A 10,260-nucleotide genomic window follows, 5' to 3' on the forward strand; every position below is an offset into this window, starting at 1 on the left:
GCAGGCGTTCTCCCGCGAGCAGTCCGCTGGCTGATCGTCGCCCCCGATGGCTCCGACGAGCTCCGGCGCGCCGTCGCAGACGAAGCCACCTGCCCGCCGGAATTCGGCGATATGACCGTCTCCGATGCGGACGAAAACCATCTGCCCGACGTACTCGTCTTTCGCGCGAGCTGCCTGCCGCGTTTGCGGCTCGGGTCGAACGAACTGATCATCCGTTCGACCGACGCGTCCCGGTGATGCACCCGGCGTAGCCGTCGACACCGACCGCTACGACATCCCGCGCTCGACCAGTCGACATGCCTGCTGGCACCGACCTGCTAGCAATGACACAGGTCGAGCTGGCCACGCGCCGTCGCGACCGGTGCCGTATCGGCGTCGATCGTAGATCCACTCGTCCGCCGCCTGTCGCACACAACGGGAGCGAACCGCCCCCGATCGGGGCGCCCGCCGGCGAAGTCGGCGCGCACCGCGCCCGGGCGCCAGCCTCACTCGCGCTCGTCGCCGCCGTGTGTCTTCCCGGTGAGCGGCGAAAAGAAGTTGTCCTTTTTGGTGTACTCATCGACGGCGAACGCGAACTTGTAGCTCGGTGCGGCTCTCTGGTTGCAATCCGTGCGCTCGCAAAACCGGCAGGTGATGCCAGTCGGCACCGCGGCGCGATCGACCGCGGCGGCCGGTAACGCGTCCGAATACACGAAGTGGTGCGCGGCGTCCGCCCGCGCGCCGAGGCCGATGCTATACGTCGTTCCGAGCACGAGCGATCCGCGGCGAGGCTCGCTGATCACCTTGGCAAAACAAAAGTAGGTCTGGCCGTCGGGCATCCGCGAGTACTGGCGCGCGATCACGGCGGGGGTGAGGAATGCGTGGTTGACGGCCCACTTCGGGCACGTGCCGTGCGCCTGCGGGAATCGCAGGCCGGTGGCCGAGTACCGCTTGGAGATGTTGCCCGCGACGTCGACCCGCAGAAAGTGCAGCGGCACGCCGGCCCGGCGCGGGTCGGCGAGGTTGCACATTCGGTGGGCCACCGCCTCATAGCTGGCTGCGAACGTCCCCGCCAGCCGTGCGACGTCGTACCGCGTGCGCTGCACGGCGTCGAAGAACGGCCCGTACGGCAGCAGCAGCGCGCCCGCAAAGTAATTGGCGAGGTGGATCTTGATGAGGCGGGCCGTTTCCGCGTGTCGCGTCGGCGCCGCGCCGACGAGACGCCGGTCCAAGCCGGTGTCGTCGAGCCACAGCAGCCCGATGACGTGCGCGAGCTGAAACTTGAGCGCATGTTCGTTCAGGTCCGGCGACACGACCAGGCGACGCGTTCGCCGGTCGAACCGGCGCACGACGGACGAGCCGGGCTGCGGCGTATCGATCACGACGTCCACGTCGAACCGCGCGCGCAGCACCGCCGCCAGCGCGTCCGCGATGAACCGCCGCGGGAGGTTGGCGTCGCGGCGCACCGCGTCGGCGGCCTCTTCGATCTCCGGAAAGTAGTTGCGATGGCGCTCGAGAAAGTCCGTCACCTCGTCGCCGGGCGCGTAGTCGAGCCGCGGCGGCATCCCCGCCTCGAGCTTGGTCATCGCGGTGTCGAGCTGGGCGCGCGTGTTCTTGTAGAGGTTGAACAACGCCGCGATCGTCGTCGCCGCCTTCGGTTCGGCGCGCAGCCGTTCGAGGTCCGCCTCGTCGAGATCGAGGGTCTGCGCCAGCGGGTCGTCCAACAGGGACGCGAGCACATCGTCCGGCCGGTCGGCGCCGACGTCGGCCATGAACGAGTCGAGCCCGACCCCGAACAGGTCGAGCGCGCGCAGCAGCAGTGGAAACTGCATCGTGCGGCGCCCCTTTTCGAGCAGGCTCAGGTACGCGGGCGAAATGCCGAGCCGCCGGGCGACGTCGGCCTGCGCGAGGCCGCGTTCGAGCCGGAGCTGGCGAAGCCGTTCACCGATCCGTGCGCTTTCCATTTTACTAAATCGTTAACCAGTAAACCATGAGTGACAAGTGCTTGTAAACGCATATTTCACTGTATTTGCAACATGTTCTGTCTTGACAGGACGCGTCATCGGACCGCATACTGGATTCGGTTGTAAACGCCATGAGGGATTCGGTCGAGTTGGGCTGCGAACGACGCGAGGGCCGACCGCGGCAGGTCGCCGGGTCGCGCGAGGCCATTGAGCTGGCCCTCGAACGGCTCGCTGTCGCCGCAAAGGGCTCGGACGACCTGGCTCCCTACGTCCGCGCGGCGCGAGCGGCGGGCGCGCCGGCCGACGCGGTGGCCGCGACGCTGCGTCGCGTGCGCGGCCGCTCGGTCGATCGAGCCCTGCTCGATCTCGCCCGCGCTCCAGCCTACCCGCGCCCGACTGCACAGCCCCACATGAGGGAGGAGCCATGAACGACACCGCGTTGCAGATTGAATCCGTTGGCATCGTCGGCGGCGGCCTGATGGGTACGGGCATCGCCGAGGTCACCGCGCTCGCCGGCCTGCCCACCGTGCTCGTCAAGGCGACGCCCGGCGATCCGCACGCCGCACGCGCGCGGATCGAGGCGTCGATGCAGCGGCGCATCGGCCGCGGCAAACTGGCCGAGGAGGACGCTGCGGCCGCCCTCGCGCGCATCACCACGACCGCGGATCGCGACGCGCTCGCCGGCGTGGACCTGGTCATCGAATCCGTGGTCGAGGACCTCGGCACGAAGCGCGCGCTGTTCGCCGACCTCGACGCTCGCTGCGCCGACGACACCGTGTTCGCGTCCAACACATCCACCCTGCGGATCGCGGACATCGCGGCCGGCGCCGACCGCGAGGACCGCACGATCGGCCTGCACTTCTTTTCGCCGGTGCCGGCCATGTCGCTCGTTGAACTGGCACACCTTCCGCAGACGGCGCCGGACGTGGTCGCCGGCGCGCAACGGTTCGTCTCCGCGCTCGGCAAGACGGCCGTGCCCGTGCTCGATTCGACCGGGTTCGTCGTCAATCGACTGCTCGTTCCGTATCTGATCGGAGCGATCGCCGCGTTCGAACAGGGACTGGCCGCGCCCGACCAGATCGACATCGCGATGAAGCTCGGGTGCGGTCACCCGCTCGGACCGCTCGCGCTGTCGGACCTCATCGGCCTCGACATCGTCTACGCGATGGCGAAGCTGCTGTACAAGGACTTCGGCGACAGTCGCTATCGGCCGCCGGCGCTGTTGCGACGGCTCGTCCAACTCGGCCACCTCGGCAAGAAGACCGGCGCCGGGTTCTACGACTATTCGACCCGACCGCCAAAGGCCAACCCCGCTGTCGAGGACATCCTTGCCTGAGGGACTCGACGGACTCGTCGTCGGCATCGACCATGTCGGCATCTGCGTCGCGGACATCGACGCGGCGGGCGCGGCGTGGTCGTCGCTGCTCGGCTCGCCAGTCGTCGACCGCGAGGACGTGGCCGCTCAGAAGACGACCGCTGCGTTCGTGCGCCTTGCCGAACCTGCGGCGGTCGAGTTGGTCTGCCCCATGCCGGGCAACGCGGGCCTCGAGAAGTTCCTCGCAAAACGTGGCGACGCGATGCACCACGTCGCGTTCGCGGTCACGGACATCCGCGAGGCACTGCGCCGGCTGCGCGACTCCGGCGTCCCGCTGATCGACGAGAGTCCACGCCCCGGCGCCGGCGGCCACCTGGTCGCATTCCTGCACCCGAAAGCGATGGGGGGCACCCTCGTCGAACTCGTGGAGAGACACGGATGAAAATGCACGAACTCGGTACCCTCCCGCCGTTGGGCGAACTGCCCGACCGAATGAAGGCGTGGGTGATTCGCCCGGAGCGCGAAGGCGAGCCGCTGCAATCGATGCAGATGGAGGACATCCACCTGCCCGAGATCGGCCCCAACGAAGTCCTGGTCCTCGTCATGGCGGCTGGCGTGAACTTCAACGGCGTGTGGGCCGCGCGCGGCAAGCCGGTGTCCACCATCAAGATGCACCCGGAAGAAGACTTCCACATCGCCGGGTCCGACGCGTCCGGCATCGTGTGGAAGACCGGCTCGGCCGTGCGCCGCTGGAAGGTCGGCGACGAGGTCGTCCTGCACTGCAATCAGTCGTGTCGCGAATGTCCCGAGTGCAACGGCGGCGACCCGCTCGCGTGCAAATTCCAAAAGATCTGGGGCTACGAGACCAACTGGGGGTCGTTCGCGCAGTACTGCAAGGTGCAGTCGCAGCAGCTGTTGCCCAAGCCGAAACACCTCACCTGGGAGGAAGCCGCCAGCTATGGGCTCACGCTGTTTACCGCGTACCGGATGCTCATGGCGCGCGCGCAGGTCAAGCCAGGCGACCACGTGTTGATCTGGGGGGCGAGCGGTGGACTCGGCGTGTTCGCCGTACAGCTGTGCAAGCTCGCGGGCGCTCACCCGATCGCGGTGGTGTCCTCCGACGAAAAGGCGCAGCTGGTGCGCGAACTCGGCGCCGAAATGATCATCAACCGGCGCGAGTTCGACTTCTCGAAAGGGCCGTCGGAGTCCAAGCGGTTCGGCAAGAAAATTCGCGAACTCACGGGCGGCGAGGATCCCGACATCGTGTTCGAGCACGTCGGTGCCTACACCTTCCCGACCTCGGTGTTCGTGTGCAAACGGTTCGGCAAGATCGTCATCTGCGGAGCCACCTCGGGCTACAACCTGACGTTCGACGTGCGCTATCTGTGGATGCGGCAAAAGCAGATCATCGGCTCGCACTTCGCGAACACCCATCAGGCAGAGATCGCCAATCGCCTCGTCGCGTCCGGCAAGATCAAGCCCGTGCTCGACCAGGTGTTCGAATTCGAGGACACGGCGCGCGCGCACGACCTGATGGCTCGCAACCAGCACAAGGGCAAGATGGCGATCAGGGTGCAGGCGCCGCGCGGCGGGGGCTGATCGCGTGAGCGAGGTCGATGCCGGCAGGTCGCGCCGGCGCGCGCCGGCGCGCACGAGCGGAGCCTGAGCGCGTGACCGGCGTCGTTCCGAGCGTCGCTGCTGCCCGGCCCGGACCGCGGCGAATCGCCGCCGCCGAACTGCCGCCGCGGGTTGCACTGCTGGCGCCCAACGGCCCCGCGTGGATCGCCGCGCGCGATGCGGTGACCGTTGCCGGCGAGATGCTGGTGCCCCTCAACCCGAGGCTGGCACCTCCCGAGATCGCCGAGTTGTTGGCGCGCGCCCGCCCGCACCGCGTGCTCGCCGACCCGGCGTTGGCCGACCGGCTGCCCACGGGCGTAGCTTGGGAGCCGGTGGACCGCGTGCGGCCGGCGCGCGAGCCGCTCCGGCACGAGATCGGCGCGACGCTGCTGTTTACGTCGGGCACTACGGGCCGGCCGAAGGCATGCGTGCGCGGCGCCGCGTGCGAGCGCGCGCGAGCCGAGGAATTGATCGCGACCTACGCGATCGGCCCGCGCGACGTGCACCTGGTCGCATGTCCACTGTCCCATTCGGCCCCCGGCATCTTCTTGCGGGCGGCGCGCGCCGCCGGAGCCGAGACGGTCGTGCTGCCGCGGTTTTCGGCCGAGTCGTTCCTCGCCGCCGTCGAGCGACATCGGGCGACCCTGTTTTTCCTGGTGCCGACGCAGATCGAGCGGCTGCTCGCGCTTCCGGCTTCCGTGCGCGATCGTTACGACCTGACCTCGGTGCGTTGCGCCATCGTCGCGGGAGCCCCGTTTCCGCCCGCGCGCAAACGCGCGGCAATCGACTGGCTGGGTCACGGACGACTGTGGGAGTTTTACGGGTCGACCGAGACGGGCACGGTCGCCGTGTGTCGACCGGAGGAGCACCTCGAGCGGCCCGGATCCGTCGGCCGACCGCCGCCCGACGTGCAGATCCGGACGATCGACGGCGAACTGTACGTGCGGTCGCCGGCGGTCATGGACGGCTACCTCGAAGACGAGCCCGCCGTCGTGGACGGCTACGTCACGGTCGGCGATCTCGGTCGCATCGACGGCGACGGCTACGTCCACTTGGTGGACCGCAAGCACGACACGATCATCACGGGCGGTGTCAACGTCTACCCGGCGGAGGTCGAGCGCGCGCTCGCGGAGCTGCCGGGCGTGCGCGGCGCCGTCGTGTGCGGCATCGACGATCCCGACTGGGGCCAGATTGTCGCGGCGGTCGTGTGCGCCAATGGCAGCGAGGACGAACTGCGCGCTCAGCTGCGAGCGCGCATCGCGCCGTACAAGATCCCGAAGCGCATCGCGTTCGTCGACGCCGAGGCGCTCCCGGTCGGCTCGAGCGGCAAGCCGCTTCGGCGGCGCGCCCGCGACTGGTTTGCCCGCGGCGCCCGCCGGTGACGCGGCCCGGTGCGCGCCGGCATGCCGCCCGCCTGCGCGCGGTGCGGCGCCGCGCGGCGCCAGTTACGTCGTCCCCGCGTGGTACACCTGAGCCGTCGCATGTTCGTGGACGTCGATCATCCTCGCTTTCGCCGCGCGCAGCGCGAGATCTTCACGGCCACGGTCACGCCCGACTGTCTGGGCCACACCTGTTGCCTCGTCGGCGCGACCGACCGTCCACCGCGCCACCCGGACCGGCTGCCGGTCAAACTCGATGCCTGCTGCCAGTATGGTGCCGACATCGACCTGAGCGAGCGCGACGGCGTGCTCGCCCACGCCGACGAGATTCGCGCCCTGCTTCGGACCGACGCGCGCGACGCGCCGTGGTTCACCGACGAGGTCGTCGAAGACCCCGACTTTCCATCCGGTCGCCATGTCCGCACGGCGACATTCGGCGGCGGCTGCGTCTTCCTGCAGCATGATCTGCGCGGCTGCGCCATTCACCGTGCGGCCGTCGAGGGCGGCTGGGAACTCCGCGGCATCAAACCCCACGTCTGTCGCCTGTTTCCGCTCACGTACGAATCCGACGCGCTCGTGCTGTCGGACGATTATGCCGACTACTCGTGCGCCTACCTCGACGGCCAGCCGAGCGTGTACCGCACGGCGCGCGACGTGCTCGCCGAGTTGTTCGGCGGCGCGCTCGTCCGCGCGCTGGACGACGCCGAAGCGCGCGTCATGGCACAGGCCGGCGTCGTCTCGCTTCGGCGACTCGCATCGCGTACCCCTTGAACGGCGGCGTCGGGTCGTCCGCACTGCGCACGCGCACCATCGACCCGGGCCGGTCGACGTCCGCATGCGCCATACTCCAGCCGGGCGGCACCTCGGGCTCGGTCCAAAAGTACAGAAACCGCGCATCCGCCGGCGACAGGTTGATGCAGCCGTGGCTGCGCGGCGAGCCGAACCCGTCGTGCCAATACGCCGTGTGCAGCGCCAGATCCTTCGCGTAAAACTGCGTCCACGGCACCGTCGCCACCGCATACGGCGCCTCGTCGCCCATTTGCCCCGTCATGTCGGTTTCCGCCAACTTGAGCCACACGCGGAACACCCCCGTCTCACTGGGGGTCTTGCGCGTGCCCGACGACACGAGCGTCACGAACACCGGCGTATCCCCCTCGTACGCCACCAGGGTCTGCTCGTCGAGGTCCACATCGACCCACCGCTCGCCCGGTTCCGTCGCCGGCGGCGGCGATGTGGCGGTCGCCAGTCGGACGTCCGCCCGCGCGATCCATCGGTCGGGCCCGATCCGCACGCGGTCGCCGGCGCGGTCGACCGCGCGAACCGCCGCGCGCGGCGCGAGGCGGCCGACGACGCGACCGCCGGCTGGCCGATCGAACACCGGTGCAGCTCGTCCATCGCCCCGCCACACGAACGCCACCGGCAACGCCCAGCCGGTGTCATCGCCGAGCCGCACGCCGCGAAACGAACTCGGCGCGAGCGGTCGCACGTCGGCCTCGGCGACATACTCGTGCGCGCCGATCTTCCACAGCGCGAGCCCACCGGTCTCGATCCGGCGATCGCGCCGCACCTTCACCGAGCCGTCGAGGCGGCGCCGCACCCGACCGGCCGCCGCATCCGCCGGCGACGCGTAGGTCGGCGCCCCGGGCGTGACGACGCGCGCGTACACGCCCGGCACGATCTGGCCGCGCGGCAGTCGCGGCAGCTCCACCGTGTAGGGGGGCTGATCGGACGGTTCGACGTTGCGGCCGCACACCCACCCGCGCGGCTCGATCGCGACCCAGCCCGCCTCGCAGCCGGGCCCCGCTGCGCGACCGCGCGGCGGGACGCGCACGCCGGCCGCGATCGTGCCGACGCGCGCCGCGCGGTTGGACGGAGCCGCGAATACGCTCGCCGACCGCACGAACCGGACCGTGCGCGGCTCGGGCGTGCCGGCGCGCGTGTCGTCGCCGCCGCCCCGGCCGGTGACGGCGGCCGACGGCTCCACGGTCGGCTCGGCGGTCGGCTCCGAGCACGCTGCCAACGCCATCATGGCCGCGACGACGGGACACCGGGTTGCGGCGCCGACGCGCACCCGCACCCTCGCCCGGGGGACCGGCGCGACGTCGTGTAACCGATACTCGGCGACCATCGGTGACTCCGAGCTTGCGCCGGTCGTCCACGCCGTTCAACTGCTTCTTCGGGCCGATGGCCGCGATGCCATGGGCGTCGCCCATGACTCACGCCTTTTCACGACCATCGCCCCCGCAGGGTCTGCCTCCGGCGCCGACCGAGTCGCGGTTCCCATGATTTTGGGTGCTCGACGGTCACGGCGCGTGCGCCGGCGGTCCCTACGGTCCGCTCCCCGCGAGCGGCGACGCGATCCGTGTCGCCGGCGCTGCTCGTGACCGGTTGCACCGCGCGCCGGCGGCGCCCTGCGCTCGCGCTGCCCGCGCGGTCATGCGCGGTTTGCACCGCCCGCGGTCGCGCGCCGCGCGCGGAGCCGCGCCGACGCCCACAACGCGCACACGGCGTCTTCGATTCGCTCGGCCAGGCGGGTCCCATCGGCCACGTCGACGATGGCGCGCACCCCGCACCCCTCGACGACGACCTCGTAGCGGGTCGTGCCGCCGGTGGCGCGCGCGAAGCAACGCGCGCGGATCGACTGGCCATCCGGGGCGACGTGCTCGGTCGCGAGTTCGGGCAGTTCGACGCGGCCGCCGTCGTCTGTCGCGTTCGTCCTCATCGTCGCGGAAGCCTCCGCATCGCCAACACAGTCGGTCGCGCGCGACGCGGCTGAAGCGGGGGCCGCGCCGGTGCCGAAACGCGCGAAATCGCGGGGGCCATGATACGCTCGACCCCACATGAAGCTGGGCGAGATGCTCGTCCGAGACGGCCACGTCACGCCAGACCAGATTCAGATGGCGATCGAGCGCCAGCGGCGAGACGGCGGCAAACTCGGCACCCTGCTCGTGGAGATGGGCTTCGTCGATCTCGAGACCCTCACGATGTACCTGGGCCTCGAGTTGAGTATGCCGGTCGCGACCGGGGCGGTGCTCGACCGAGCCAAGCGGACCGCCGTGCGGTTGTTGACCCCGGAACAGGCCGCACGCCTTCGCTGCGTCCCACTGCTGATTTCGGAACGACAGCTGATCGTCGCCGTCGAGGACCCGTACGACGTGGCGACGCTCGACGAGATCAGCCGCACCACGGGGTACCGCGTCATCCCGCGCGTCGCGCCCGAAATCCGCATCTACTACTACATCGAGCGCTATTACGGCGTTCCGCGGCCGGCGCGGTTTCGCGTGCTCGGGGACACGCCCCGCGGCGCGCGGACGCCGCCGCCCGTGGAGGGCGGCCGGAGCGCCGTGCTGCCGGGGCCGTCGCTGCCGGGTCTGCCGCCGCCGACCGACGCGCCGGTGCGCGCGCCGACGCCGCCTCCGGTGTTGCGCACCGCGCCGCCGGTCGCGGACGCCAGTGCGGACATCGTCGACCTCACCGACGAGATCGACGCGATCGAATACGAGGCCGACGCGCTGGTCGTCGAGTTGGAGGCCGACGATGCGGAAACCGCAGGGGCGGCTCCGCCCACCGAGGCGCTGCAGGCGATCGAGGTCGCGCGCGACTCGGACGACGACATCGAGCCGTTGGAGGCAGACGCCGCGCTCACCGCGGTGCGCGAGGCGATGCAGCGCGGTGAGATCGCCGACGCGGTCCTCGGATACGCGCGCACGTTGTTCGACGCGGCCGCGCTGTTCATCGTCCGAGACAACCTCGCGTTCGGCTGGAAGGGGTTCGGCCCCAACGTGAACCGGGACCGCATCGAGGCGCTGCTCATCCCACTGGCGTCGCCGTCGGTATTGCAGGCGGCGCTGGACACCGACGACCGGTTCTACATGGGACCGGTCGCGCCGTCTTCGTTGCATCGACATCTATTCAAAGTGCTGCGGTGCCCACCTCCGTCGCACGCTGCGGTCGCGGGGATCGCGATCGGATCGCGCATCGTCAACATCCTGTATGGACATCGCGC

General features: G+C 70.1%; 11 protein-coding genes. 8 read left to right on the plus strand and 3 right to left on the minus strand.

Going from position 1 to position 10,260, the window contains the following annotated elements:
- Positions 1–237, plus strand: a 237-nt coding sequence (locus tag D6689_19725; protein RMH38381.1) for a hypothetical protein, incomplete at its 5' end; no start/stop codon positions are given.
- Between the two features lie 248 nt (positions 238–485).
- Here D6689_19725 and D6689_19730 read toward each other — a convergent pair.
- Positions 486–1,943, minus strand: coding sequence for an XRE family transcriptional regulator (locus D6689_19730; protein RMH38382.1), 1,458 nt, complete (start codon positions 1,941–1,943; stop codon positions 486–488).
- Between the two features lie 131 nt (positions 1,944–2,074).
- Between D6689_19730 and D6689_19735 the strand changes: the two genes are divergently transcribed.
- The 6 genes from D6689_19735 to D6689_19760 are packed head-to-tail and all read left to right on the plus strand — an operon-like array spanning position 2,075 to position 7,025.
- Positions 2,075–2,371 carry a hypothetical protein gene (locus D6689_19735; protein ID RMH38383.1) on the plus strand — a complete coding sequence of 99 codons (297 nt, stop codon included), beginning with the start codon at positions 2,075–2,077 and terminating at the stop codon, positions 2,369–2,371.
- Positions 2,368–3,279 (plus strand): 3-hydroxybutyryl-CoA dehydrogenase, encoded by a 912-nt coding sequence (locus D6689_19740; GenBank protein ID RMH38384.1) that lies wholly within the window; start codon positions 2,368–2,370, stop codon positions 3,277–3,279. The genes D6689_19735 and D6689_19740 overlap by 4 nt, the downstream gene beginning before the upstream one ends.
- The gene (gene mce / locus D6689_19745) at positions 3,149–3,700 is read left to right on the plus strand and encodes a methylmalonyl-CoA epimerase (GenBank protein RMH38385.1); all 552 of its coding nucleotides are present in this window, start codon (positions 3,149–3,151) and stop codon (positions 3,698–3,700) included. Before D6689_19740 ends, mce begins: the two co-directional genes overlap by 131 nt.
- Positions 3,697–4,857 carry a crotonyl-CoA carboxylase/reductase gene (gene ccrA / locus D6689_19750; protein ID RMH38386.1) on the plus strand — a complete coding sequence of 387 codons (1,161 nt, stop codon included), beginning with the start codon at positions 3,697–3,699 and terminating at the stop codon, positions 4,855–4,857. Before mce ends, ccrA begins: the two co-directional genes overlap by 4 nt.
- A 17-nt stretch (positions 4,858–4,874) precedes the next feature.
- A complete protein-coding gene (locus D6689_19755) occupies positions 4,875–6,257 on the plus strand; it encodes a long-chain fatty acid--CoA ligase (protein ID RMH38387.1) in 1,383 nt (460 codons plus the stop codon).
- A 9-nt stretch (positions 6,258–6,266) separates the two neighbouring features.
- Entirely contained in the window at positions 6,267–7,025 is a 759-nt protein-coding gene (locus D6689_19760) for a DUF3109 family protein (protein ID RMH38388.1), read from the plus strand.
- Here D6689_19760 and D6689_19765 read toward each other — a convergent pair.
- Positions 6,970–8,382: a murein L,D-transpeptidase gene (locus D6689_19765; GenBank protein ID RMH38389.1), complete on the minus strand. Its 1,413-nt coding sequence runs from the start codon at positions 8,380–8,382 to the stop codon at positions 6,970–6,972. The two genes, D6689_19760 and D6689_19765, sit on opposite strands and share 56 nt — an antisense overlap.
- A gap of 306 nt (positions 8,383–8,688) precedes the next feature.
- The gene (locus tag D6689_19770; GenBank protein ID RMH38390.1) at positions 8,689–8,976 is read right to left on the minus strand and encodes a hypothetical protein; all 288 of its coding nucleotides are present in this window, start codon (positions 8,974–8,976) and stop codon (positions 8,689–8,691) included.
- A gap of 118 nt (positions 8,977–9,094) precedes the next feature.
- Here D6689_19770 and D6689_19775 point away from each other — a divergent pair.
- Positions 9,095–10,260, plus strand: a 1,166-nt coding sequence (locus D6689_19775) for a hypothetical protein (GenBank protein ID RMH38391.1), incomplete at its 3' end; no start/stop codon positions are given.

This window comes from Deltaproteobacteria bacterium, assembly GCA_003696105.1.
Lineage (GTDB): Bacteria > Myxococcota_A > Polyangia > Haliangiales > J016 > J016.

What these genes read in the sequence shown, in the direction of transcription:
- D6689_19730 (RMH38382.1), bottom strand. Translation starts at nt 1,943, where the DNA reads ATGGAAAGCGCACGGATCGGTGAACGGCTTCGCCAGCTCCGGCTCGAA.
- ccrA (RMH38386.1), top strand. Translation starts at nt 3,697, where the DNA reads ATGAAAATGCACGAACTCGGTACCCTCCCGCCGTTGGGCGAACTGCCC.
- D6689_19735 (RMH38383.1), top strand. Translation starts at nt 2,075, where the DNA reads ATGAGGGATTCGGTCGAGTTGGGCTGCGAACGACGCGAGGGCCGACCG.
- D6689_19765 (RMH38389.1), bottom strand. Translation starts at nt 8,382, where the DNA reads ATGGTCGCCGAGTATCGGTTACACGACGTCGCGCCGGTCCCCCGGGCG.
- D6689_19755 (RMH38387.1), top strand. Translation starts at nt 4,875, where the DNA reads ATGCCGGCAGGTCGCGCCGGCGCGCGCCGGCGCGCACGAGCGGAGCCT.
- D6689_19770 (RMH38390.1), bottom strand. Translation starts at nt 8,976, where the DNA reads ATGAGGACGAACGCGACAGACGACGGCGGCCGCGTCGAACTGCCCGAA.
- D6689_19740 (RMH38384.1), top strand. Translation starts at nt 2,368, where the DNA reads ATGAACGACACCGCGTTGCAGATTGAATCCGTTGGCATCGTCGGCGGC.